General features: G+C 73.8%; 21 protein-coding genes and 1 pseudogene. 9 read left to right on the top strand and 13 right to left on the bottom strand.

The features are described from left to right. Nucleotides 1–36: 36 nt before the first annotated feature. Entirely contained in the window at nt 37–1,074 is a 1,038-nt protein-coding gene (locus SCATT_RS06300) for a small ribosomal subunit Rsm22 family protein (protein WP_014142120.1), read from the top strand. Here SCATT_RS06300 and SCATT_RS06295 read toward each other — a convergent pair. The 3 genes from SCATT_RS06295 to SCATT_RS06285 form a co-directional block, all read right to left on the bottom strand. Next, a complete protein-coding gene (locus SCATT_RS06295) occupies nt 1,051–2,592 on the bottom strand; it encodes a phytoene desaturase family protein (protein WP_014142119.1) in 1,542 nt (513 codons plus the stop codon). The two genes, SCATT_RS06300 and SCATT_RS06295, sit on opposite strands and share 24 nt — an antisense overlap. A 52-nt stretch (nt 2,593–2,644) precedes the next feature. Then, nucleotides 2,645–3,460, bottom strand: a complete 816-nt coding sequence (ddaH, locus tag SCATT_RS06290; RefSeq protein ID WP_014142118.1) for a dimethylargininase — start codon at nt 3,458–3,460, stop codon at nt 2,645–2,647. A 174-nt stretch (nt 3,461–3,634) separates the two neighbouring features. Beyond that, nucleotides 3,635–4,288 carry a biliverdin-producing heme oxygenase gene (locus SCATT_RS06285; RefSeq protein WP_173405626.1) on the bottom strand — a complete coding sequence of 218 codons (654 nt, stop codon included), beginning with the start codon at nt 4,286–4,288 and terminating at the stop codon, nt 3,635–3,637. Between the two features lie 258 nt (nt 4,289–4,546). Here SCATT_RS06285 and SCATT_RS06280 point away from each other — a divergent pair, with 258 nt between their 5' ends. After that, nucleotides 4,547–5,362: a bifunctional DNA primase/polymerase gene (locus SCATT_RS06280; protein WP_014142116.1), complete on the top strand. Its 816-nt coding sequence runs from the start codon at nt 4,547–4,549 to the stop codon at nt 5,360–5,362. Here SCATT_RS06280 and SCATT_RS06275 read toward each other — a convergent pair. Both SCATT_RS06275 and map read right to left on the bottom strand, forming a co-directional pair. Continuing rightward, nucleotides 5,322–6,341 carry a hypothetical protein gene (locus SCATT_RS06275; RefSeq protein WP_014142115.1) on the bottom strand — a complete coding sequence of 340 codons (1,020 nt, stop codon included), beginning with the start codon at nt 6,339–6,341 and terminating at the stop codon, nt 5,322–5,324. The two genes, SCATT_RS06280 and SCATT_RS06275, sit on opposite strands and share 41 nt — an antisense overlap. Before the next feature lie 73 nt (nt 6,342–6,414). Continuing rightward, the gene (map, locus tag SCATT_RS06270; protein ID WP_014142114.1) at nt 6,415–7,272 is read right to left on the bottom strand and encodes a type I methionyl aminopeptidase; all 858 of its coding nucleotides are present in this window, start codon (nt 7,270–7,272) and stop codon (nt 6,415–6,417) included. Between the two features lie 101 nt (nt 7,273–7,373). Here map and SCATT_RS06265 point away from each other — a divergent pair, with 101 nt between their 5' ends. From SCATT_RS06265 to SCATT_RS06255, 3 genes are all read left to right on the top strand, one after another. Then, nucleotides 7,374–7,616: a hypothetical protein gene (locus tag SCATT_RS06265; RefSeq protein ID WP_014142113.1), complete on the top strand. Its 243-nt coding sequence runs from the start codon at nt 7,374–7,376 to the stop codon at nt 7,614–7,616. A 51-nt stretch (nt 7,617–7,667) separates the two neighbouring features. Next, entirely contained in the window at nt 7,668–8,384 is a 717-nt protein-coding gene (gene npdG, locus SCATT_RS06260; RefSeq protein WP_014142112.1) for an NADPH-dependent F420 reductase, read from the top strand. Between the two features lie 98 nt (nt 8,385–8,482). Next, nucleotides 8,483–8,692, top strand: a complete 210-nt coding sequence (locus SCATT_RS06255) for a hypothetical protein (protein ID WP_014142111.1) — start codon at nt 8,483–8,485, stop codon at nt 8,690–8,692. A 23-nt stretch (nt 8,693–8,715) separates the two neighbouring features. Here SCATT_RS06255 and SCATT_RS06250 read toward each other — a convergent pair whose 3' ends face one another. The 6 genes and pseudogenes from SCATT_RS06250 to panB form a co-directional block, all read right to left on the bottom strand. Further along, complete coding sequence (locus SCATT_RS06250) at nt 8,716–9,516, bottom strand: site-2 protease family protein (protein WP_014142110.1); 801 nt, start codon at nt 9,514–9,516, stop codon at nt 8,716–8,718. An 86-nt stretch (nt 9,517–9,602) separates the two neighbouring features. Beyond that, the gene (locus tag SCATT_RS06245; RefSeq protein ID WP_014142109.1) at nt 9,603–10,400 is read right to left on the bottom strand and encodes an ABC transporter permease; all 798 of its coding nucleotides are present in this window, start codon (nt 10,398–10,400) and stop codon (nt 9,603–9,605) included. After that, a pseudogene (locus SCATT_RS06240) lies at nt 10,397–11,311 on the bottom strand (ATP-binding cassette domain-containing protein); the annotation flags it as partial. The pseudogene SCATT_RS06240 and the gene SCATT_RS06245, both read right to left, overlap by 4 nt. Before the next feature lie 171 nt (nt 11,312–11,482). Further along, the gene (locus SCATT_RS06235) at nt 11,483–12,166 is read right to left on the bottom strand and encodes an anti-sigma factor family protein (protein WP_014142107.1); all 684 of its coding nucleotides are present in this window, start codon (nt 12,164–12,166) and stop codon (nt 11,483–11,485) included. Continuing rightward, nucleotides 12,163–12,741 carry a sigma-70 family RNA polymerase sigma factor gene (locus SCATT_RS06230; protein ID WP_042507555.1) on the bottom strand — a complete coding sequence of 193 codons (579 nt, stop codon included), beginning with the start codon at nt 12,739–12,741 and terminating at the stop codon, nt 12,163–12,165. The genes SCATT_RS06235 and SCATT_RS06230 overlap by 4 nt, the downstream gene beginning before the upstream one ends. 102 nt (nt 12,742–12,843) lie before the next feature. After that, entirely contained in the window at nt 12,844–13,725 is an 882-nt protein-coding gene (gene panB, locus SCATT_RS06225; protein WP_014142105.1) for a 3-methyl-2-oxobutanoate hydroxymethyltransferase, read from the bottom strand. A gap of 511 nt (nt 13,726–14,236) precedes the next feature. Here panB and SCATT_RS06220 point away from each other — a divergent pair. Beyond that, nucleotides 14,237–15,106, top strand: coding sequence for an endonuclease/exonuclease/phosphatase family protein (locus tag SCATT_RS06220; protein WP_407696646.1), 870 nt, complete (start codon nt 14,237–14,239; stop codon nt 15,104–15,106). 174 nt (nt 15,107–15,280) lie between these two features. Next, nucleotides 15,281–16,483, top strand: coding sequence for an MFS transporter (locus tag SCATT_RS06215; protein WP_014142103.1), 1,203 nt, complete (start codon nt 15,281–15,283; stop codon nt 16,481–16,483). A 601-nt stretch (nt 16,484–17,084) separates the two neighbouring features. On the opposite strand, the gene SCATT_RS06210 is transcribed toward SCATT_RS06215, so the two are convergent. Beyond that, on the bottom strand, nt 17,085–18,839 hold the full coding sequence (locus SCATT_RS06210; RefSeq protein ID WP_014627582.1) for an NAD+ synthase: 1,755 nt from the start codon (nt 18,837–18,839) through the stop codon (nt 17,085–17,087). A 262-nt stretch (nt 18,840–19,101) separates the two neighbouring features. On the opposite strand from SCATT_RS06210, the gene glnA reads away from it, so the two are divergent. Then, nucleotides 19,102–20,463 carry a type I glutamate--ammonia ligase gene (gene glnA, locus SCATT_RS06205; RefSeq protein WP_014142101.1) on the top strand — a complete coding sequence of 454 codons (1,362 nt, stop codon included), beginning with the start codon at nt 19,102–19,104 and terminating at the stop codon, nt 20,461–20,463. 61 nt (nt 20,464–20,524) lie between these two features. Here the strand turns inward: glnA and SCATT_RS06200 are convergent, their stop codons facing one another. Further along, a complete protein-coding gene (locus SCATT_RS06200; RefSeq protein ID WP_014142100.1) occupies nt 20,525–21,400 on the bottom strand; it encodes an alkaline phosphatase family protein in 876 nt (291 codons plus the stop codon). Nucleotides 21,401–21,639: 239 nt separating this feature from the next. Between SCATT_RS06200 and SCATT_RS06195 the strand changes: the two genes are divergently transcribed. Next, nucleotides 21,640–24,639: a bifunctional [glutamine synthetase] adenylyltransferase/[glutamine synthetase]-adenylyl-L-tyrosine phosphorylase gene (locus SCATT_RS06195; RefSeq protein ID WP_014142099.1), complete on the top strand. Its 3,000-nt coding sequence runs from the start codon at nt 21,640–21,642 to the stop codon at nt 24,637–24,639. Nucleotides 24,640–24,641: the final 2 nt, after the last annotated feature.

The raw sequence follows: 24,641 nt of genomic DNA, 5'->3' as shown, positions 1-24,641 counted from the left end.
CAGCCGCCGTCCCGGCGGCCACGTAGGGTGGACGGCGTGAACGTCCCCACTGCCACGCTCGGTGACGAGCTGCGTACCGCCCTGTCCGCCGCCCTGGACGGGCTGCCGTCACGGGAGGCCGCACGCGCCGTCGAGCGGCTGATGGCGAACTACCGGGGGCGTACCCCCACCGACGCCCCGGTGCTGCGTGACGCGGCGGACGTGGCCGCGTACGCCGCCTACCGGATGCCGGCCACCTTCGAGGCGGTGCGCTCGGCGCTGGCGGCGTTCCGCGCCCGGGCCGGCGACTGGGCGCCGCGCGTCCACGTCGACCTCGGCGGCGGCACCGGCGCCGCCACCTGGGCCGTCGCCGACGCCTGGCCCGACGGCGACCACCGCACCACGGTGCTCGACTGGTCGCAGGCGGCGCTCGACCTCGGCCGGTCGCTGGCCGCCGCCGCCCCGCACCCGGCGCTGCGCTCCGCCCAGTGGCGCCGGCAGGGCGTCGGCGGCGCCCCCGAGGTCCCCGAGGCCGACCTCGTCACCGTCTCCTACCTGCTCGGCGAACTCACCGAGGCCGACCGCGACGCGCTGCTGCGGGCCGTGGTGCCCGCCGCCCGCGCCGTGCTGGTGGTCGAGCCGGGCACCCCGGCCGGTTACGCCCGGGTGCTCCAGGCCCGGCAGGCGCTGGTGGACGCCGGTTTCACGGTGCTCGCCCCCTGCCCGCACGACGCCGCCTGCCCGATGGCCGGGAACGACTGGTGCCACTTCGCCGCCCGGGTCGCCCGCTCCTCGCTGCACCGCCAGGTCAAGGGCGGCACGCTCGGCCACGAGGACGAGAAGTTCTCCTACGTCGCCGCCGCCCGCCTGCCCGGCCGCCCCGCCCCGTCCCGCGTGGTGCGCCACCCGCAGATCCGCAAGGGACAGGTGCTGCTCGACCTGTGCACCCGGGACGAGGGGCTGCGCCGGGTCACCGTCTCCAAACGGCAGGGCGCCACCTACCGCGACGCCCGCGACGCCGGCTGGGGCGACCCCTGGCCGCCGGCCCAGGCGCCGCGGGAACCCGGCGGGTCAGACGGGCCGCTCCAGCACTGACATCGCCGCGTTGTGGCCGGGGACGCCGCTCACCCCGCCACCGCGCACCGCGCCCGCCCCGCACAGCAGCACGTTGGCGTGGCGGGTCTCCACGCCCCACCGCCCGGTGGCCTCGGTGGCGTGGGGCCAGGCCAGGTCGGCGTGGAAGATGTGGCCGCCGGGCAGCCCCACCTCGGCCTCCAGCTCCGGCGGGGTCTTCGCCTCCAGGCACGGCCGCCCCTCGGCGTCGGTGGCCAGGCACCCCTCGACCGGCTCGGCGAGCACCGCGTCCAGCCGGGCCAGCACCGCCTTGAGCAGCGCCGCCTTGGCCCCCGCCGGGTCGGCGGCGAAGAGCCGCGCCGGGGCGTGCAGCCCGAAGAGGGTCACCGTGTGGTGGCCGGAGGCGGCCAGCGCGGGGGAGAGGATCGACGGATCGGTCAGCGAGTGGCAGTACAGCTCGCACGGCGGCGCCTCCGGCACCCGGCCGGCCGCCGCCTGCCGGTAGGCGGTCGCCAACTCGCCGTAGGACTCGCCGACATGGAAGGTGCCGGCGAACGCCTCCTCGGGCCGCACCGCCGGATCGGCCGGCCGCGGCAGCCGCCGCAGCACCATGTTGACCTTGAGCTGGGCGCCCTCGGCCGCCGGCTCCGGCGGGGCCTCGCCCAGCAGCCCGGCGAGCGTCCGCGGCGCCGCGTTCACCAGCACGTACCGCGCCCCGGCCCGGCCGCCGTCCCAGCTCACCTCGGCCCGCCGGCCGTCGGTGGCCACCCCGGTCACCTCGCACCCGGTGACGATCTCGGCCCCCGCCGACCGGGCCGCCGCCGCCAGCGCCCCGGTGACCGCCCCCATCCCGCCCACCGGCACCCGCCACTCGCCGGTGCCGCCGCCGATCACGTGGTACAGGAAGCAGCGGTTCTGCCGCAGCGACGGGTCGTGCGCGTGGCTGAACGTGCCGATCAGCGCGTCGGTGAGCACCACCCCGCGCACCAGGTCGTCGGCGAACGCGGCCTCCACCGCCTCACCCAGCGGACGCTCGAACAGCGCCTCCCACGCCGCCGGTTCGGCCACCCGGCGGCGCAGCTCCGTCCGCGTCGGCAGCGGCTCGGTGAGCGTCGGGAAGACCCGCTCGGCCACCCGCCGGGTCATCGCGTAGAACCGCCGCCACGCCTCGAACTCCCGCTCAGAGCCGGTCACCCGGGCGAACGAGGCCCGGGTGCGCTCCGCGTCCGCCTCGTCCACCAGCAGCCCCGCGCCGCGCCCGTCCGGGGTGTACGAGGAGATCCGGCGGCGCCGCAGCGTGATGCGCAGCCCCAGGTCGTCCACGATGCGCCGGGGCAGCAGGCTCACCAGGTACGAGTAGCGCGACAGCCGCGCGTCCACCCCGGGGAACACCGGTGCCGACACCGCCGCCCCGCCGACCCGGGGCAGCCGCTCCAGCACCAGCACGCTGCGGCCCGCCCGGGCCAGATAGGCGGCGGCCACCAGGCCGTTGTGGCCGCCGCCGACGATCACCACGTCGTAGGAAGGACGTTCGGGCATCGGACCCCTCTTCCGCCGTGCCGCGCCCTGCCGTGCCGCCGCCTCGCGGCCGTCAGTCGCGCAGCTCCATCGTGCAGCACTTCACGCTGCCGCCGGCCTTCCCCAGCTCCGACAGGTCCATCCCGATCGGCTCGAAGCCGCGCTCCCGCAAGGGCTCGAACAGGCCGATCGCGTTCTGCGGCAGCAGCACGTGGCGGCCGTCGCTGACCGCGTTGAGGCCGAGCGCCGCCGCGTCCTCCTCGCCGGCCAGCAGCGCGTCGGGGAAGAGCCGGGCGAGGACGGCCCGGCTGCCGGGGCTGAAGGCCGGCGGGTAGTACATCACCTCGTCGCCGTCGAGCACGGCGAGCGCGGTGTCCAGGTGGTAGTAGCGCGGGTCCACCAGCTCCAGGCCGATGGCCGGGCGGCCGAAGAACTCCTGCGCCTCGGCCCGCGCCGCCGGGCTGCTGCGGAACCCGGTGCCGGCCAGCAGCCACGAGGCGGTGACGGCGAAGTCGCCCTCGCCCTCGTTGATGTGCTCCGGCTCGTGGATGGCCGGGTAGCCGTGCGCCCGGAACCAGGCCAGGTGGGCCGGGGCCTCGCCGCGCCGCTCCGCGTTGGCGAACTTGGCCCCGAACACCCTGCCGTCCACCACCGTGGCGCCGTTGGCCGCGAAGACCATGTCGGGCAGCCCCGGCACCGGCTCCAGCTCCTCGACGGTGTGGCCCAGCGCCAGGTAGCGGTCGCGGAGCTGCTCCCACTGCACCGCCGCCAGCGCGGTGTCCACCGGTTTGTCCGGGTCCATCCAGGGGTTGATGGAGTAGCTGACCCGGTAGTGCGTCGGCGGGCACATCAGGTAGCGCCGAGGGGTGGCGACACGGTGCGTGCGCAATGCGAGCTCCTCGCGGTTGACGATCCGGCGCTCACGTAAGGCGTTGCGTGAGGCGCGTACGTACGCGCACAAATCGTCCACCCTGCGCGCCCGGAATACAGCGATCCGTTCGGGTGGTTCTCGGCCTCGTCCGGCAACTGATGTATCGTCAGCGGTTGTTGACGTACGGGGCCCTCACGCGGTCAGCGGGAAGAGCGCGCCCAGGTCCGCGAAGAGCGCGGTGTTGAGGGCGAAGGCGCGCCGGCACTCCTCGACCATCCGCCGCTTCTCCACCTCGTCCACCGGCAACGCGTCCAGCGCCTCGCGGTATTCGCGCTTGAACGCAGCCGGGTTGGCTATCGCGTCGAAGACGTAGAACCGCACCCCGTCGCCCTTGCGGGTGAACCCCCAGGTGCGCTCGGCGACGCCGCGGATCACCTGGCCGCCGGAGAGGTCGCCGAGGTAGCGGGTGTAGTGGTGGGCCACGTAACCGGCCGGCCAGTCGCGGGCGACCTCGGTGACGCGCGCCGCGTAGGCCGCGGTGGCCGGGAGCGGCTTCGCCGCCGCCCGCCAGCCGGGGCCGCCCAGATGCGCCAGATCCCGCTCCAGCGCGGTCACCCGGGGCAGTTCGGGGCGGAGGAAGGGGCCGGCCACCGGGTCGCCGGCCAGCCGCGGCGCCGCCGCTTCCAGCGCCCGGTAGACGAACCACAGCTGCTCGGTGTAGCGGGCGTAGGCGGCCACCCCCAGCTTCCCGGCGAGCAGGTCGCCCATGAAGGCCGACCCCTCGGCCTCGGTGTGCTGGGCCTGGGTGGCCTCGCGGATGCGTACCGAGAACGGGGTGGCGGACATCAGAGCCTCCACTGCGGGGCCTCCACAATCCCGCCGCCACGGCAGGTGGCCGTCGCGGCGTCCGGGCCGTCACGGCCTGGGCCGCCACGACTTTTACCGACACGCTGTCGGAAACAGCCTACCCGTCCGTCCCCGCCGCGCCATCCCTCACACGAGGGATCCGGCCACCCGCTCACCACCCCGCGTTCACGTGACGGCCGCGCGAGGAGCAGGATGGTGAGAGGGGACGGGCGCACGCTCGCTGACGAGAGGGGCTCTATGGAACGCAGGAGCATGCTGGCGCGGTGGCTGCGGCGCCACCCCGGGGCCCTGGGCACCGGGCAGCGCGGCAGGGGCCGTGGCGGCCCGGCCGCCGCGGCCGAACGCGAGGCCCTCCTGCTCGCCTCGGCGGACGCCGGTTTCCCGCTCGCCCCCGCCGCCCACCCCTCGGCCGAATCCGGCTCCCGCTGCTCCTGCGACCGCGTCGGCTGTCCCACCCCGGGCATGCACCCGGTCTCGTTCGCCTGGCAGACCCAGGCCACCACCGACCACGGCCAGGTCACCCGCTGGCTGCGGGGGCATCCGGCGGCCAACTTCATCACCGCCACCGGCCGCAACCACGACGTCCTCGACGTCCCCGCGGACGCCGGCCGGCTCGCCCTGGAGCGCCTGGCCGCCGAGCCGACCCCCACCGGCCCGGTCGCCGCCTACGGGGACGACCGGCTGCTGTTCTTCACCGCCACCCGCGGCCACCCCGAGGACGAGGAGGAGTGGTGGCCGTGCGAACTCGACTGCCACCCCGAGACCCTCGACGAACACCCGGGCCTGCGCTGGCACTGCCGCGGCTCGTACGTCCTGGTGCCGCCCGCGGCGCTGCCCGACGGCACCGCGGTCACCTGGGTCCGCCCGCCCGACCTGCCGCTGCCCGACCCGCTGCCGCTGCTCGCCGTCCTCACCGACGCCTGCGCCACCACCGCCCGTAAGGCCGCACCGGCACCCCACGACGCCCCCGGCCGCGCTCTGACCGGGGAACCGCCGCGCGCCCCCGGCCGGCTCACCGCCCGCTGGCCGAAACCGTCCCCTCGATCCGGTTGAGGAAGGTCACCTGGTGGTTGGCGGCACCCCCGGTCGCCTCCGGCGGGACGCGCACCACCTGCTCGGCGAGGTCCACCAGCGTCACCGACTTGCCCGGCGTGCCGGTCAGCAACGCGGCGATCTGCGGATCGGTGACCTTCACCGGCCCGTGCGCCACCGTCTGCCGCATCAGGTGGTGCGTGGTGAAGAAGACCAGCGCCCCGCCGTCCGCCAGCCGCAGCGCCACCGGCGGATACTGCGCCGGATCGGCCGCCTCGTCGGCGAACTGGGTGTAGACCTCCGGGGTCGGCGCGTACCGGGTGCGCCGCGTCTGGCGCAGCCCCGACGTCCAGGCCCCGCCCGCGAAGAGCGCCGCGCCCTTCTCCCCGTGCTGGAGGTAGTCGGTGTAGCGGGCCCCCAACTGCCCCGGCTGCACCGCGAGCCCCTGCGCGGTGGGACCCACCGGCTCGGCGTAACCGTCCCCGTCGGTGGCGAACACCGGCAGCTCGGCGGGGGCCACCACGTTCAGGTACGACGCCCGCCACGCCTCGTGCGAGCCGCCGCGGGTGAACACCAGCAGCCAGCGGGAGGCGTCCCGGTTCTCCGCGGTGTCCACCACGAACCACTTCGGCCAGCCGCGCTGCCGCGGTATCAGGTACCGCGTGTCGTGGAAGACCAGCGGCTGGTAACCGGGGTTGCCCGCCGGGTGGTTGACGTGCCGCGCCTTGAGCCCGGCGCCGTCGATCAGCGCCAGCGCCCCGGTCTCCACCTGTCCGGCCGGCCCCGGATCGAGCTTGCCGTTGGCCACGTTGGTGGCCTCCACGAAGTGGCGCACCGTACGCTCCGCGTCCGCCTTGCCGGTGGCCGGCAGCAACGCCCGCTCACCGTGGACCGTGACGCATCCGCCGGCCCCGGTGGCCAGCAGCAGCACGGCCGCCGCGGCCGGCAGGCGGCGGCGCAGCCGTCGGAACGGCCGGGGATGCGCGGACGGCGCGGTCATGGGACGCGGACTCCTTCGGGGAACCGGGGCAGGGGAACGGGCAGTCACCCTACCCGGGCCCCGCGCGCCCCCGTCAGGGCAGCGTCAGGATCTCCGCCCCGGTGTCGGTGACCACCAGCGTGTGCTCGAACTGGGCGGTGCGCCTGCGGTCCTTGGTGACCACCGTCCAGCCGTCCTCCCACACGTCGTACTCGTGGGTGCCGAGCGTCAGCATCGGCTCGATGGTGAACGTCATCCCCGGCCGCATCACCGTGGTGGCCCGCGGGTCGTCGTAGTGCGGCACGATCAGCCCGGAGTGGAACGAGGTGTTGATGCCGTGCCCGGTGAAGTCGCGCACCACGCCGTACCCGAAGCGCTTGGCGTACGACTCGATGACCCGGCCGATCACGTTGATCTGCCGGCCCGGCCGCACCGCCTTGACGGCCCGGGCCAGCGATTCGCGGGTGCGCTCCACCAGCAGCCGCGACTCCTCGTCCACCTCGCCGCACAGGTAGGTGGCGTTGGTGTCGCCGTGCACGCCGTGGATGTAGGCGGTCACGTCCAGGTTGACGATGTCGCCGTCGCGCAGCTCGGTGGAGTCCGGGATGCCGTGGCAGATGACCTCGTTGAGCGAGGTGCAGATCGACTTGGGGAAGCCCCGGTAGCCCAGGTCGGAGGGGTACGCCTGGTGGTCGCACAGGTACTCGTGGGCGATGCGGTCCAGCTCGTCGGTGGTGGTGCCCGGCTTGACCGCCTTGGCCGCCTCCTCCATCGCCCGGGCCGCCAGCCGCGAGGCGATCCGCATCTTCTCGACGGTCTCCGCGTCCTGCACCTCCGGCCCGGTGTAGGGCGTCGGCGCGGGCCTGCCCACGTACTCCGGACGCGGGATCGACGCGGGCACCTTGCGGGTGGGGGAGAGGGTGCCGGGAACGAGGGGAGACTGGCCAGACATACCGGCGAGTCTATCGGCGGCGGAGAATCGGCGCCCCGGCGCGCGAACCCGCGCGTGCGGGGAAGATGACCGGCAGGACGACCCGCACGTGAGGAGTGGGCATGGCACTGTTCAAGCGCCGCGGCACCGGCAAACCCGGCGAGTGGTACTACTGCCTGGAGCACCGCAAGGTGGAGGAGGGCCCGGAGTGCCCCGCCAAGGACCGGATGGGCCCGTACGCCACCCCGGCCGAGGCGTCCGGCGCCATGGAGAAGGCCGCCGAACGCGACGAGGAGTGGAGCCGGGACCCCCGCTGGAACGACGCGGGCGCCTCCGGGGAGGAACCCGGCGAGCAGCAGCCCTGACCCGCGCGCCCCGGCACCGGAGCCGGCCCGCCCCGATGGCAGGATCGCGTCATGACTACCGATGCGAACTCCGCCGCCACCGGCGGCAAGCCGAAGCCCAAGGACCCCTGGGCGCTGCCGGACGTCTCCGGCCTGGTCGTCGGCGTCCTCGGCGGCACCGGGGACCAGGGACGCGGGCTGGCCTACCGGCTGGCCGCGGCGGGCCAGCAGGTCATCGTCGGCTCCCGGGACGCCGCACGGGCCGGCGCCGCCGCCGCGGAACTGGGCCGGGGCGTCCGGGGCCTGGCCAACGACGAATGCGCCCGCGCCAGCGACGTGGTGATCGTCGCCGTGCCGTGGGAGGGCCACGCGGCCACCCTCAAGGCGCTCGCCGCCGACCTGGCCGGCAAGCTCGTGGTGGACTGCGTCAACCCGCTCGGCTTCGACAAGCAGGGCGCCTACGCCATCCGCCCGGAGGAGGGCAGCGCCGCCGAGCAGGCCGCCGCCCTGCTGCCGGACTCCCGGGTCACCGCCGCCTTCCACCACCTGTCCGCGGTCACCTTGCAGGACCCCTCGGTCGCCGAGATCGAAACGGACGTGATGGTGCTCGGCGACAGCCGCGCCGACACCGACGTGGTCCAGGCGCTCGCCGCCCGCATCCCCGGCATGCGCGGCGTCTACGCCGGCCGGCTGCGCAACGCCCACCAGGTGGAGTCGCTGGTGGCCAACCTGATCTCGGTCAACCGCCGTTACAAGGCGCACGCGGGGCTGCGGCTGGCCGACGTGTGAGCCCGCCCGGGGCGGCTGCGGGGGCATGGGGGACAATGGACCGGCGAAAGCCCCGCGGGGGCACCCCCGCCGCCCGTCACGGACAGGAGCCGACCCCGATGCCCGCCACGCCGCCGCCCCGCCCGACCAGCCGGCTCGCGATCTTCGCGGCCCTCGTCTGCGTACTGGCCGTGGCCGCCGCCGTGGTCTCCTTCGTCCGGGGTAGCTTCCTGGGCGTGGTCTGGATCCTGCTGGCCGGCGTCTCGTCCAACATGGCCTGGTACTACCTGCGCAAGGGCAGGGCCGACCGGGCGGCGACGACCGGCTGACGCCCACCGCTGCCGGAAGACGCTCACCGCTGCCAGAAGCGGAACAGCTCGTACCCGGCCGACCAGTACCCGGGCGGTACGTGGCAGGCCCGCAGCACCGCGTCCACCAGCTGCCAGAACCAGTGGCTGATCCGCGGCACCCACCACAGGCAGCCGAAGACCGCGATCATCCCGAAGGGCGCGAACGGCTCGATCTGCCGCCGCACACCCGGTGACAGCCACGGCTCCACCACCCCGTACCCGTCCAGCCCCGGCACCGGCAGCAGGTTGAGGATGGCCGCGGTCACCTGGAGCAGCGCCAGGAAGGCGAGCGCGGCCAGGAACTGCGGCGGCGCCCACGAGGTCGCCCCCAGCCAGAACGGCAGCGCGAGGACGACCGCCAGCACCGCGTTGACCAGCGGCCCCGCCGCCGAGACCAGGCTGTGCCGCCACCGGCCGCGGATCCGGCCCCGTTCGATGTAGACCGCGCCGCCGGGCAGCCCGATGCCGCCCAGGATCACGAAGAGCACCGGCAGCACGAAGCTGAGCGCGGCATGGGTGTAGCGCAGCGGGTTGAGCGTCAGATAGCCCTTGGCGGTCACCGAGGTGTCGCCGCCGTGCAGCGCGGTGCGCGCGTGGGCGTACTCGTGCAGGCACAGCGAGACCAGCCAGCCGCTCACCACGAACACGAAGAGCGCGAAGCGCACCCCGCGCCCGCCGCCCTGCGCCGCCGGGGCCGACCACACCCCCCAGCCGGAGACCGCCAGCACCGCCAGGATGCCCCAGAACACCGGGCTCACCCGGCGACCGTCACCTGCCGACCGCGCGGCGGACCACGAAGGCATCGGCGTCACTCCCTCACCACATCGGCCGGAAACCCCCGAGCCTACTGGGGCGGCGCCGGGCGGTCCGACCCGGCGCCGCCCCGCGCTCACACCTTCTTGCGGAACCTCGCCACGGCCAGCGGCGCGGTCACCGCCGTGATGCCCACCGCCCACGCCAGGGTGACCCACACCGCGTGCCCCACCGGACCGCCGTTGACCAGCCCGCGGCTGGCGTCGGCCAGGTTGGACAACGGGTTGACCTCGGTGAACGCCCGCAGCCAGCCCGGCATCGTGCGCGTCGGGGCGAAGATCGAGCTGCCGAACTGCAACGGCATCAGCACCAGCATCGCCGCCCCCTGCACCGCCTGCGCGGTCTTCATGGTGAGCCCCAGCAGAATGAAGATCCACATCAGCGAGGCGCCGAAGACCAGGGCGAGCCCGACCGCGGCCAGCAGATGGAGCGCGTCGGTGCGCACGTCCAGGCCGAGCAGGAACCCCATGCCCAGCAGGATCGCCATGGCCACCACCATCCGGCCGGCCTCCACCACGATCTTGGCGACCAGCACCGAGGAACGGGCTATCGGCATCGTGCGGAACCGGTCCATCACCCCGGTCCTGAAGTCGGTGTTGATGCCGGTGCCCACCGCCATCGCGATGTTGATGCCCATCATCGCCAGCAGCCCCGGCACCACGTAGCCGACGTAGGAGTGCCGGCTGCCGGAGATCGCGCCGCCGAAGACGTAGACGAACAGCAGCGTGAGGATCACCGGCATCAGCAGGGCGTCCAGCATCGACTCCGGGTCCGCCTTGATCTGGAGCAGGTTGCGCCGGGCCAGCGCGCCGATGTGGCGCAGGGTGCCGCGCGGCCCGATCCGTCCCTCGCCGGCCGTCACCGTCGCGCTCATGCCGCCGCCTCCTTCTCGTCCGCGCCGCCGGCCACCTCGGCCGGCCGCTGACCGGTCACCGCCAGGAACACCTCGTCCAGGCTGGGCAGCCGGGTGTCCACACCGGCCAGGGCGAAGCCCCGCGCGCCCAGCAGCGCCACCACCGCGGTCAACTGCTCGTCGCTGACGATCGGTACGTGCAGCGTGCCCTCGGCCGGGACGGTGAGCGCCTCCGCGATGCCGTCCAGCCCGGCGTCGGCCACCGCGTCCCGCATCGCCGGCAGGACGACCGGGTCGGCGGGACGGACGACCAGCGTCCGGCCGCCCACCTTCGCCTTCAGCTCGGCGACCCGCCCCTCGGCGATCACCCGGCCCCGGTCGACGACGGTCAGCTCGTCGGCGAGCTGCTCCGCCTCCTCCATGTACTGCGTGGTCAGCAGCACGGTGGCGCCGTCGGTGACCATCCGCCGCACCTCCTGCCACACCTCGTTGCGGGTCCGCGGGTCCAGGCCGGTGGTCGGCTCGTCCAGGTAGAGCACCGCCGGGTGGCCGATCATGGACGCGGCCAGGTCGAGGCGGCGCCGCATGCCGCCGGAGTACTGCGCCGCCGGGCGCCGGGCGGCCTCGGTGAGCGAGAAGCGTTCCAGCATCTCGCCGGCGCGGGCCCGGGCGTCCTTGCGGGACAGGTCGAGCAGCCGCCCGATCATGTACAGGTTCTCGAACCCCGACAGCTTCTCGTCCACCGAGGCGTACTGCCCGGTCAGCCCGATCACCCGGCGCAGCCGGCGCGGCTCGCGTACCACGTCGTACCCGGCCACCCGAGCGGTACCGGAATCCGGCCGGATCAGCGTGGACAGGATCCGTACCAGCGTCGTCTTGCCGGCCCCGTTGGGACCGAGTACGCCGAGCACCGTGCCCGGGCGCACCGTGAGGTCCACCCCGTCCAGCGCCCTGGTCGGCCCGAAGGTCTTGACCAGGCCGCGCACTTCCACCGCGGCCCCGCTCGTCCTGCTTCGTGTCATGCCCCAACCGTCGCCGACCGCGCCGACACGCCGCCGACAGGACACCTACACCGCCGACGCCCCGCCGACGGCCGCGGTACCTCACCCGGCGACCGACACCAGCTCCCGCCCCTGGTCGGTCACCACCGTGAACCGGGCGATGCCGGCCGGTGTCATCGTGGTCGCCCCGCTCACCTCCAGCGACCGGCGCTGGTCGTCGGTGCCGTAACCGGCCGGCGGCACCCGCCAGTTGGCGACCGTCTCCCGTCCGCCGTCCCGCCCCACCACCACCAGCCGACAGGTGAGCGGCCCGTACACCCCCGACAGCCGCAGATCGATCCGGGACCCCCAGGGGAAGCCGGTCACCCCGACCACCGCCGAGACCCCGGTGCGCGGATCGGTCGCCGCGTGGCGCACCGCGGCGGTGGAGACCGCGGTCGGCGGCGCGCCCTCCCCGGCGACCAGTACGGCGGCGGTCGGCCCGGCCACGATCAGCAGCGCCGCCGACACCGCCGTCAGCCACCGGCGCCGCCGCCCGGCCCGCCGGTGCTGCGCCACCCGCGCCAGCAGCCGGTCCGGCAGACCGGCGTCCGGCGGCTCCGGCACCCCCGCCTGCCCCAGCTCGGCCAGCACCGGCACCAGCGCGCCGAACTCCTCCAGCCGCGCCGCGCACCGCCCGCACACCGCCAGATGGCGCTCGAAGCGCTCCGCGTCGGCCTCGTCCAGCACCCCCAACGCGTAGGCGCCGACGTCCACATGGGGATCGTGGTGGTGCGCGGCGGTCACGAGGTCACCCCCCGTTCCTCCAGCGCCACCCGCAGACTGCGCAGCGCGTAGAAGATCCGGGAGCGGACGGTGCCCGGCGGCACCCCCAGCTCGGCCGCCGCCTCGTTGGCGGTGCGCCCCTTGAAGTACGTCTCCACCAGCACCTGGCGGTGGGCCTCGGACAGCTCGCCCAGCGCGTCGGAGAGCGTCATCAGCCGCAGCGCCCGGTCCAGTTCGTCCTCGGCCGGGATCTGCTCCAGCGCCGCCGGACCCGCCTCCGGCGGACGCACCCGCCGCGAGCGGTAGCCGTCGATCACCACCCGCCGGGCCACCGTCACCAGCCACGGCCGCAGCGAACGGGTCGAGGACGCCCCCGCCCGCCGCCCCGGCACCGGACTCAGCCGCGCGGCGTTGCGCCACGCCCGCAGCAGCGTCTCCTGCACCACGTCCTCGGCGGCGTACCGGTCACCGCCGACCAGCCGCAGCACATAGGCGTACAGCGCGCCCGCGTGCTCCCGGTACAGGGCCCGCATCAGCTCCTCCTCCGGGTCGCAACCCGAAGGACGGCCGCCGTCCACGACCAAATCCTCGCGCATCACACCGCCCGGGTCGAGCGAACGACGGCTCCCGCCGTACGTCGCCGGAACAGGACACCCGGACGTACGGCGGAAGCCGTCGTGCTGCTCACCCCGGCGGGGTCAGTGGAAGCTGTGCTCCTCGGCCGGGTAGGCGGCCGAGACCACGTCCTCGGCGAACGCCTTCGCCGCGTCGCCGAGCACCTCGCGCAGGGCCGCGTACCGCTTGACGAAGCGCGGCGTCCGGCCGCCGGTCATGCCCGCCATGTCCGTCCACACCAGCACCTGCGCGTCGCAGTCAGGACCGGCCCCGATGCCCACCGTCGGCACGTGCAGCGCCGCCGTCACCTCGGCGGCCAGCTCGGCCGGGACCAGCTCCAGCACCACCGCGAACGCCCCGGCGTCCTGCACCGCCTTGGCGTCCCGCCGCAACTGCTGGGCGGCCTCCTCGCCGCGCCCCTGCACCGGGTAGCCGCCGAAGGCGTTGACCGACTGCGGGGTGAGCCCGATGTGCGCCATCACCGGGATGCCGGAGGAGACCAGCAGCTCGATCTGGTGGGCCGAGCGCTCGCCGCCCTCCAGCTTCACCGCGCCCACCCCGGCCTCCTTCACCAGCCGGGTGGCGTTGCGCAGCGCCTGCACGGCGCCCTCCTGGTACGCGCCGAACGGCAGGTCGGCCACGACCAGCGCCCGGCTGGTGCCGCGCACCACCGCGGCCGACAACATGGTGATCTCGTCCATCGTCACCGGCACGGTGCTGTCGTACCCGAGGTGGCAGTTGCCCATCGAGTCGCCCACCAGCAGGACGGGGATGCCCGCCTCGTCGAAGACCGACGCGGTCATCGCGTCGTAGGCGGTCAGCATGGGCCACTTCTCACCGCGGCGCTTGGCGGCGGCGATGTCGCGGACGGTGACGCGCCGGGTGCCCGTGCCCCCGTACAGCGCCTTGCTGCTGTCGGAGGAGGGAGCACCGGAAGGTTTTGCGGCAGCCTGAACGTGCGTCATGGCCAACGGCTCCTGTTCGTCGTCTCGAGGCGCCCTGACGGCGTCCCCGGATCGCCTCCATGCTGACACGCCGGGGCGGCGGCCGGAACCCCGGGGGCGCCGCCACCGGTACGGGTGAGCGGGACGCCACCGGCATGACGGCCGGGCCGGTGACGCGTTGTATGAGCGTTTTGTGACGAAGCCGTGGCAGCCCGGCGGAAGCGGAACTGGCCGTGCGAGGCGGTACGTCACACCACCATGAGCGCGCCACGGCAGGCGCCCGGCCGATCCCCTAGGGTCGGGGACGCGGGCCCTGGACCCCGGCTCGGCCCGGGCCCGGCGCGCACTCCAGGCGGACAATGAGTGAGGACGGCCCATGGCGCAGGCGTACACGGCGGACGACGTGGCGGACCGCCCGGGACCGCGCGGCGGTCGCCCGGGAACGTCCCGCCCCGGCAGCCGCTGGCGGGACGGCGGCACCTGGCGGCGCGGCTGGATCCCGGCCGCCCTCGCCCTGCTGACCGGCCTGGTCATGCTCTGCCACGCCGCCGTCCCCAACACCGTCGGCAACCTCGGCAGCCTGCTGGAGACCTTCCTGCCCTGGGTGGGGCTGGCGGTGCCGGTGCTGCTGGTCTGCGCGTTGCTGCGCCGCTCGGCCACCGCGCTGGCGGCGCTGCTGGTGCCCGCCGTGGTCTGGCTCAACCTCTTCGGCGGGCTGATCGCCGACAAGTCCGTCACCGGCGGCAACCTCACCGTGGTCACCCACAACGTCAACGCCGGCAACCCCGACCCGGCCGCGACCGCCAAGGACGTCGCCGCCGCCGGCGCCGACGTGGTCGCCCTGGAGGAGCTGACCGGCCAGGCGCTGCCGGTGTACGAGCACGGGCTCGCCGCCGCCTACCCGTACCGCGCGGTGGAGGGCACGGTCGCGCTGTGGAGCAAGTACCCGCTGCACGACACCGCCCCGGTCGACATCCGGCTCGGCTGGGTCCGGGCGCTGCGCACCACGGTCACCACGCCCCACGGCGACGTGGCGGTCTACGTCGCCCACATGCCCTCGGTACGGGTGCAACTGCACGGCGGCTTCACCGCCGACCAGCGGGACGCCAGCGCGGCGGCGCTCGGACGCGCCATCTCCGCCGAGCCGCTGCCCCGGGTGGTCCTCCTCGGCGACCTCAACGGCACCATGAACGACCGCAGCCTCGCCCCGCTCACCGCCCAGATGCGGTCCGCGCAGGGGGCGGCCGGGGACGGCTTCGGCTTCAGCTGGCCGGCCGCGTTCCCGATGGCCCGCATCGACCAGATCATGGTCAAGGGCGTGGTGCCCACCCGGTCCCGGGTGCTGCCGGACACCGGGAGCGACCACCTGCCGGTGGCGGCGACCTTGCGGGTGGAGGGCTGAGCCGGCGCGACGGGGCCGGGTCCGGCGGGGCGCCAAGAGTGGTCCGTACGGGCCGCCGGGCAGCCGTGACGTGCTCGACTTGCGACGTTCACCTGCCGGAATAGAGCATGGGGAAGAGTTTGTTCCGTATCGGAACCTAATCCCCTCAGCTCAGCTCCCGGAGGTAGCCCCTTCATGCCTGTGGCCCTGCTCGCATTGGCCATGAGTGCTTTCGGCATCGGCACGACCGAGTTCGTCATGATGGGCCTGCTGCCCGACGTGGCGGCCGACCTGCACACCTCCGTCCCCACCGCCGGCTACCTGGTCTCCGCCTACGCGCTCGGCGTGGTGGTCGGCGCCCCGCTGCTCACCGCGCTCGGCGCCCGGCTGCCGCGCCGCCGGATGCTGGTGCTCCTCATGGCGCTGTTCACCGTCGGCAACCTGGCCTCCGCCGTCGCCCCCGGCTTCGGCACGCTGGCCGCCGCCCGGTTCCTCGCCGGGCTGCCGCACGGCGCCTTCTTCGGCGTCGGCGCCGTGGTCGCCGCCCGCCTGGTGGAAGAACGACGCGGCGCCCGCGCGGTGGCCCGGATGTTCCTGGGCCTGACCGTGGCCAACGTGCTCGGCGTACCGGTGGCCACGCTGCTGGGCCAGCACGTCGGCTGGCGGGCCACCTTCGCGGTGGTCGCCGTGATCGGCGTGGTCGCGGTGGCCGCCCTGGCCGCGCTGGTGCCCGTGCTGCCGGCCGAACGCGTCGGCGGCCTGCGCGGCGAGGCCGGCGCGCTGCGCGACCGGCACGTGCTGCTCGCCCTGGTCACCACGGTCTTCGGCTTCGCCGGGGTGTTCGCCGTCTACAGCTACCTCGCCTCGATGATGACCGAGGTCACCGGAGTCACCGCGACCACGGTCACCTTCGTGCTGGCGCTCTTCGGGGTCGGCATGACCCTCGGCGCGCTGATCGCCGGCCCGCTCACCGACCACGCGCTGCGGCCCACCCTCTACGGCTCGCTCGCCGCGCTCGCCGCCGTCCTGCTGCTCTTCCCGGTGGCGGTACGCCACGAGGTCACCGCGCTGGTCGCCGTCGTCCTGCTGGGCATGGTGGGCTTCGCCACCACCACCCCGCTCCAGATGATGGTGATGCGCAAGGCCCGGCACGCCCCGACCCTCGCCTCGGCCTCCAACCAGGCGGCGTTCAACCTGGCCAACGCGGGTGGGGCGTGGGTGGGAGGGGTGGCGATCAGTGCGGGGTGGGGGTGGACGTCGCCGGCGCTTGTCGGCTCCGCCCTCGCGGTAACCGGTCTCGCCGTCGCGGCCGTCTCCGGCCGCCTCGACCGGTCCGCTCCCGCTGGCGTCAGCGATTACCTCCCCCGGGCGCGCCCGATCCCGTCTCGTCGTGGCTGACGGTTCGCTCGCGCTGGCGGTCAGCCATTACCTCCTCGGGGTGCGCCCGATTTCGTTTCGTCCTGGCTGGCGTCACAGCTGTTTCCCCCCACCCACCCGTGGCTGTGTTCGTACAGTGCGGGATGCGCACTGTCTTCCTGGGTTTCCGGGGGCCCTCCGGGGTGACTCCTCGCTCCGCGTTTCGTTGTCGGCTCTCCGCCGCCCCGCTGGGTCGCTGCGGGGACACCCCTGCACGCCCCCGTTCTGTTGCGTTCCGCGCTGCGGCACGGAGGGGGTGAGAAAAAGATCGGGGTGACCCCAACCTCCTTTCTCACCCCACCCGCGAAGAGAGGCACCCGCACGACGGCACAAGGGGGTGTGCCGGGGGTGTCCCCGCAGCGACCCAGTAGCCGGAGCCAAGCTGTGGCGGATACCTGGAGCGAGGAGTCACCCCCGGCGCGCCCCCGACCCCGTACCGGCAGTAGGCGAACCCACCCGGTGCCGAACCAAACCAAAACCTCACCAACCACCCACCGGGCAGGGGTGAAGGGGGCCACCCCGGAACCCTGAAACGGGCGAACCGGCCACCACGTAATGGCTGACCGCCAGCGCGAGCGAACCGTCAGACGCCCTCGCGCCAGCGGCTTGTCACCGGGAGGCGGCGGTCCTTGCCGAAGCCCTTGGGGGTGATCTTCGTACCCGGCGGGTACTGCCGCCGTTTGTACTCCGCCGTGTCCACGAGGCGCAGGACCCGCGTCACCGTCTCGGGTGCGAACCCCGCCGCCACGATCGCCTCGTACCCCTGGTCCTGCTCGACGTACAGGTCGATGATCCGGTCGAGGAGTTCGTAGTCCGGCAGGGAGTCGGTGTCGACCTGGCCGGGGCGCAGTTCGGCGGAGGGGGGTTTGGCGATGGAGTTCTCCGGGACGGGCGGGATCTGGCCGCGTTCGGCGGCGGCGTGGTTGCGCCAGCGGGCCAGTTCCCAGACCTTGGTCTTGAGTACGTCCTTGATCGGCGCGAAGCCGCCCACCGCGTCCCCGTAGAGCGTGGAGTAGCCGCAGGCCAGCTCGGACTTGTTGCCGGGGGCGAGGACCAGGTGGCCCTCCTGGTTGGACAGGGCCATCAGGGTGGTGCCGCGCAGGCGTGCCTGGAGGTTCTCCTCGGCGAGCCCGGTCAGCGCGAGCCGGCCCATGTACGCGTCGAACATGGGCCCGATCGGCACCGTACGGAAGTTGAGCCCGGTGCGCCGTGCCAGTTCCGCCGCGTCGTCCTTGGAGTGCTCCGAGGAGTAGCGGGAGGGCATGGAGACCCCGTACACGTGCCGGGCCCCGACCGCGTCGCAGGCGATGGCGGCGACCAGCGCGGAGTCGATGCCGCCGGACAGGCCGATCAGCACGCTGCGGAAGCCGTTCTTGGCCAGGTAGGCGCGCAGCCCCACCACCAGCGCGGTGTAGATCTCCTCGTCGTCGCCGAGGCGGGCCGCCAGTTCGCCGGTGACCTGGGCCTCGTAGGGCGGCAGGGGTTCGGCCGAGACGATCCGGTGGTCGATGGTGAGCCCGTCGTCGGCCACCCCGGACGGCGGCTGCGCGGCGGCGGCCGGCAGGTCCAGGTCGACCAGGACGCACCCCTCCTCGAACTGCGGGGCCCGGGTGATCACCTCGCCCTGCGCCGAGACCACGATGGAGTCCCCGTCGAAGACCAGCTCGTCCTGGCCGCCGATCATCGCCAGGTACGCCAGCGTGCAGCCGGCCTCCTGGGCCCGCTTGCGCACCAGCTCCAGCCGGGTGTCGTCCTTGGCCACCTCGTACGGCGAGGCGTTGACCGACAGCAGCAGCCCGGCCCCGGCGGTACGGGTGGCGGGCACCCGGCCGCCGTCCTGCCACAGGTCCTCGCAGATCGCCAGCGCCACGTCCACGCCGCGCACCCGGATCACCGGCAGGGTGTCGCCGGGCACGAAGTAGCGGAACTCGTCGAAGACGCCGTAGTTGGGCAGGTGGTGCTTGGCGAAGGAGAGCACCACGCCACCGCGGTGGAGGACGGCGGCGGCGTTCTGCGGGGCGCCGGCCGGCTGCCCGTACCGCGGCTGCGCCTTCTCGCTGCGGTCGAGGTAGCCGACGACCACCGGGACCTCGCCGAGCCCCTCCGCGGCGAGCCGGGCGGCCAGCGCGGTGAGCGCGGCCCGGGACGCCTCGACGAAGGACGGCCGCAGCGCCAGGTCCTCCACCGGGTAACCGGTCAGCGCCATCTCGGGGAACGCGATCAGATGCGCGCCCTGCTCGGCCGCGTGCCGGGTCCAGCGCACGATCGATTCGGTGTTCCCGGCGAGGTCGCCGACGCAGCTGTCGATCTGATTGAGGGCGAGACGAAGTTGAGGCACGGCCCCAGCGTAATCGTCCATCCGACGCGATGACCCCCGGGGAGCACGGCGGATCGCACCCGTACGGCACGTACGTGGATACCGCATCCGTGTTCCACAATGGCGGTGAACGCGGAGAGGGGGACCGGACCGTGCAAAGGGCATCGCAAGGTGTGGCAAATAGTGCGTAACGTGCCGGAAACTCGTCTCCGCGATACTGGTGACCCCCAGTGTCCCCCAAGCCCGGTGAACAAGCCGTCTGACCTGCGAGGATATGAGGATCATGGATAAGCAGCAGGAGTTTGTCCTCCGGACGCTGGAGGAGCGGGACATCCGCTTCGTCCGCCTGTGGTTCACCGACGTGCTGGGCTTCCTCAAGTCCGTCGCGGTGGCCCCGGCCGAGCTGGAGCAGGCGTTCGACGAGGGCATCGGGTTCGACGGCTCGGCCATCGAGGGCTTCGCCCGGGTCTACGAGTCCGACATGCTCGCCAAGCCCGACCCGGGCACCTTCCAGATCCTGCCGTGGCGCGCGGAGTCGCCCGGCACCGCCCGGATGTTCTGCGACATCCTCATGCCGGACGGCTCGCCCTCGTACGCCGACCCGCGGTACGTGCTCAAGCGCACCCTGTCCAAGACCTCCGACCTCGGGTTCACCTTCTACACCCACCCCGAGATCGAGTTCTTCCTGCTCAAGGACAAGCCGGTGGACGGCAGCCGGCCCACCCCCGGCGACTCCTCGGGGTACTTCGACCACACCCCGCAGCACGTCGGCCAGGACTTCCGCCGCCAGGCCATCACCATGCTGGAGTCGATGGGCATCTCGGTGGAGTTCTCGCACCACGAGGGCGCCCCCGGCCAGCAGGAGATCGACCTGCGGTACGCCGACGCGCTCTCCACCGCCGACAACATCATGACGTTCCGGCTGGTGATGAAGCAGGTCGCGCTGGAACAGGGCGTCCAGGCCACCTTCATGCCCAAGCCGTTCTCGGAGTACCCCGGCTCCGGGATGCACACCCACCTGTCGCTCTTCGAGGGCGACCGCAACGCCTTCCACGAGTCCGGCGCCGAGTACCAACTGTCCAAGGTGGGCCGCTCGTTCATCGCCGGCCTGCTGCGCCACGCCGGCGAGATCTCCGCCGTCACCAACCAGTGGGTCAACTCCTACAAGCGCATCTGGGGCGGCTCCCAGCGCACCGCCGGCGCCGGCGGCGAGGCCCCCTCGTACATCTGCTGGGGCCACAACAACCGCTCCGCGCTGATCCGGGTGCCGATGTACAAGCCCGGCAAGACCGTCTCCACCCGCATCGAGGTCCGCTCCCTCGACTCCGGCGCCAACCCCTACCTCGCCTACGCCGTCCTCCTCGCCGCCGGCCTGAAGGGCATCGAGGAAGGCTACGAACTCCCGGCCGGCGCTGACGACGACGTCTGGGCCCTCTCCGACGCCGAACGCCGCGCCCTCGGCATCGAACCCCTCCCGCAGAACCTCGGCGAGGCCATCACCCTGATGGAACGCAGCGAACTCGTCGCCGAAACCCTCGGCGAGCACGTCTTCGACTTCTTCCTCCGCAACAAGAAGCAGGAATGGGAGGAGTACCGCTCCGAGGTCACCCCGTTCGAGCTGAGGAAGAACCTGCCGGTGCTGTGAGCGCGCCGCCGCGCCGCCCCGATGACGAGGCGGCGCGGCGGGGGATTTTACTGACGTTGTGTCAGTTCCAGATGTCCGTGATGTCCGAGGCGGAGGCCGCGTTGCCGGCGTGGGTGGGCAGGCCGTTCATGTCTTCGATGGTGCGCAGCAGGCTGTAGTGGTCGTAGGAGGCGGCGGAGGAGCTGCCGGCCTTGACGGGCTGGCCGTACAGGACGGTGGGGATGTTGTTGGGGGTGGTGCCCTCGTCCTCGTCGAAGGTGACGGCGAGCAGGCTGTTGTGGCTCTTGGCCCAGGTCGCGTAGGCGCCGAGGTGGTTCTTGAGCCAGGTGTCGCCGGTGCTTACCGAGCAGTCGTGCATGTCGTCGCAGAGGTTGGGGATGACGAACGAGACCGGCGGCAGCGTGGTGTAGTCGGTGGGGAACTGCGCGAAGGTGTACGCGGTGGAGGTGGGCACGTTGGAGAAGCCGAACCACGGGTTGTGCTTGCGGGCGTACTCACCGCTGGTGCACACCGTCGAACCCTGGCTGGGCAGGCTCTCGTTGTAGCTGGCCCACCGCTTGCCGGCGGCGAGGAGTTCGGAGCCGAGGTTGGCCGCGGAGCTGAAGCCGGGGGTGACGCAGGCGTCGGTGGTGATGCCCTGGTCCGAGCCGGAGAACAGGTCGTAGTAGTTGGGCTGGCTCGGGTGGGTCTCGGCGTGCATGTTGCTCAGGTTGGCGCCCCCGGTGGCCAGCGCATTGATGTACGGGGCGCTGGAGTTGCCGATGACCTGGTCGTAGCCGTGGTTCTCCAGGACGACCACGATCACGTGGTCCGGCGCCGGTACGGCCTGGGCGTGCGCCGGGGCGGCGCCGAGCCCGGTCCACGCGGCGGCGAGGCCGAACGCGGAGGCGACGGCGGTCAGGGTGCGGCGGGTCCTTGCGGAAGAGCTGCGGAGCACTGCGGGCCTCCATGTCGAGGGGGGAAAGGAAGCTGAGCGCGGCGGAGCAGCGTCAGCGTAGGGCGACCGGCCCGCGACCGCTGTGCCGCGTGGGTGAAGATCTGGGAAAGCCTCGGGTACGCCCGCGCGCCCGGCGGTACGGATTCCGCCCGGCGCCCGCGGCGCGTACCCGCCACCGCCGTCCCCTGGCGCGCCCCGGACGGATAGGCTCGCGGGGGCGATCGAACGGAGGGCGGGCCATGCTGGAAGGGCGGCGCAGCAGTACGTTCAGCAGGCTGTTGCGGCACGGGTTCACCGAACCGGCCGGCGCCGAGCGGGAGCTGGAGGCGGCGGAGCTGGCCGGGGTGCGTTCGGACCCGGTGCTGCTGGACGCGCTGGGCGCCACCGCCGACCCCGACCTCGCCCTGCGGGGCCTGCGACGCCTCGCCGAAGCCCTCGACGAGGGCGAGCGGCGCACCCTGCTCGACACCCTCACCGCCGCGAAGCCCCTGCGCGACCGGCTCCTCGGCGTACTCGGCGCCTCCGAGGCGCTCGGCGACCACCTCGCCCGCCACCCCCTCGACTGGCACTCCCTGGTCACCTACGAGTCGGCCGACCTCCACCCGGGCGTGGACGAATTCGGCCAGGCGCTGCGCCACGCCATGGCCGAAGCAGGCACCGCCACCCCGCAGGACGCGTTGCGCGCCGCCTACCGCCGCTGCCTGCTGGGGGTCGCCGCCCGCGACGTCTGCGGCACCAGTTCCCTGGCCGAGACCGCCGCCGAACTCGCCGACCTGGCCACCGCCACGCTGCGCGCCGCCCTGGAGATCGCCCGCGGCGAGGCACCCGCGGACGCCGAAGCCTGCCGGCTCGCGGTGATCGCCATGGGCAAGGCGGGCGGACATGAGCTCAACTACGTCTCCGACGTCGATGTCATCTTCGTCGCCGAGGCCGCCGGGGACGGCGACGAACAGCGCGCGCTGCGGGCCGCCACCCGCCTCGCCGCCCGGATGATGCGGGTCTGCTCGGCCACCACCGCCGAGGGCACCATCTGGGAGGTGGACGCCAACCTGCGCCCCGAGGGCAAGAACGGGCCGCTGGTGCGCACCCTCAGCAGCCACCTGGCGTACTACCGGCGGTGGGCGAAGACCTGGGAGTTCCAGGCGCTGCTCAAGGCCCGCCCGGTCGCCGGCGACCAGGCGCTGGGCGAGGCGTACATGGAGGCCGTCACCCCCATGGTGTGGCAGGCCGCCGACCGCGACCACTTCGTCGCCGACGTCCAGCAGATGCGCCGCCGCGTGGTGGCCAACATCCCGCCCGCCCACGTCGAACGCGAGCTGAAACTGGCCCCCGGCGGCCTGCGGGACGTGGAGTTCGCCGTCCAGCTGCTGCAACTGGTGCACGGCCGCACCGACACCACCCTGCGCAGCCCCACCACCCTCACCGCGCTCGCCCGGCTCGCCGACGGCGGCTACGTGGGCCGGGCCGACGCCGCCGCGCTGGACGCCGCCTACCAGTTCCTCCGCGCCATGGAGCACCGCATCCAGCTCCACCGGCTGCGCCGCACCCACCTCGTCCCCGAACAGCAGGAGGACCTGCGCCGCCTCGGCCGCTCCCTGGGCTTCCGGGCCGAGCCGGTCGCCGAGCTGACCAAGGAGTGGAAGCGCCACGCGGTCGAGGTGCGGCGGCTGCACGAGAAGCTCTTCTACCGCCCGCTGCTGGACGCCTTCGCCCAGTTGCAGCCCGGCGAGGTACGGCTCGGCCCGGCCGCCGCCCGGCAGCGCCTGACCGCGCTGGGTTACCACGACCCGGCCGCCGCCCTGCGCCACCTGGAGGCGCTCGCCTCCGGGGTGAGCCGCAAGGCCGCCATCCAGCGCACCCTGCTGCCGGTGCTGCTCGGCTGGTTCGCCGACTCCGCCGACCCGGACGCCGGACTGCTGGGCTTCCGCAAGGTCTCCGACGCCCTCGGCCGCACCCCCTGGTACTTGCGGCTGCTGCGCGACGAGGGGGCCGCCGCGGAGAACCTGGCCCGGGTGCTCTCCTCCGGCCGGCTCGCCCCCGACCTGCTGCTGCGCGCCCCCGAGGCGGTGGCGCTGCTCGGCGACCCGGAGGGGCTGCGCCCGCGGTCCCGGGAGGCGCTGGAGCAGGAGGTACGCGCCGCGGTCGGCCGGGCCGGCGACCCGGAGGCGGCGGTCACCGCGGTGCGCGGGGTGCGCCGGCGCGAACTGTTCCGGGTCGCCGCCGCCGACATCACCGGTGCGCTCCGTGCCGAGCGCGGGGCGGGCGCCGCCGTGGACACCGTCGGCTCGGCCGTCACCGACCTGACCACCGCCACCCTCGCCGGCGCCCTCCAGGCCGCCATCGACGCGGTCGGCGGCGGGGAGCCGCTGCCCACCCGGTTCGCCGTCATCGGCATGGGCCGCTACGGGGGACGGGAACTCGGCTACGGCTCCGACGCCGACGTGCTGTTCGTCCACGAACCGCTGCCCGGGGTCGCCGACGACCAGGCCACCCGGGCCGCCCTGAAGACCGCCAACGAGCTGCGCCGGCTGCTCCAGATCCCCACCACCGACCCGCCGCTGGTCATCGACGCCGACCTGCGTCCGGAGGGCAAGTCCGGCCCGCTGGTGCGCACCCTGGCCTCCTACGCCGCCTACTACCGGCGCTGGTCGCTGACCTGGGAGAGCCACGCCCTGCTGCGGGCCACCCCGGTGGCCGGGGACGAGGAGCTGGGGCGGCGCTTCATCGAGCTGATCGACCCGCTGCGCTACCCCTCGGGGGGCCTGAGCGAGGACGCGGTACGGGAGATCCGGCGGCTGAAGGCACGCATGGAGTCCGAACGGCTGCCGCGCGGCGCCGACCCCACCACCCACACCAAGCTCGGCCGCGGCGGCCTGTCGGACGTGGAGTGGACGGTGCAACTGCTGCAACTGCGGCACGGCTCCGAACTGCCGGGGCTGCGCACCACCCGTACCCGCCAGGCGCTGGCCGCCGCCCGCGCCGCCGGGCTGGTCGCCGCCGACGACGCCGCCGTCCTCGACGAGGCGTGGGTGCTCGCCACCCGGGTGCGCAACGCCGTCATGCTGGTCCGCGGGCGCCCCGGCGACACCTTCCCCAGCGACGGCCGCGAGCTGGCCGCCGTCGGCCGCCACCTCGGCTACGGCCCCGGCCACGCCGGCGAACTGGTCGACGACTACCGCCGCACCACCCGCCGCGCCCGGGGCGTGGTGGAACGGCTCTTCTACGAGTACGAGGGGTGAGC

This window comes from Streptantibioticus cattleyicolor NRRL 8057 = DSM 46488, from assembly GCF_000240165.1.
In the GTDB taxonomy this organism is placed as follows: Bacteria; Actinomycetota; Actinomycetes; order Streptomycetales; family Streptomycetaceae; genus Streptantibioticus; species Streptantibioticus cattleyicolor.
The sequence above is the reverse complement of the archived record's forward strand: the minus strand, read 5'-3'. Positions and strand labels throughout refer to the sequence as shown.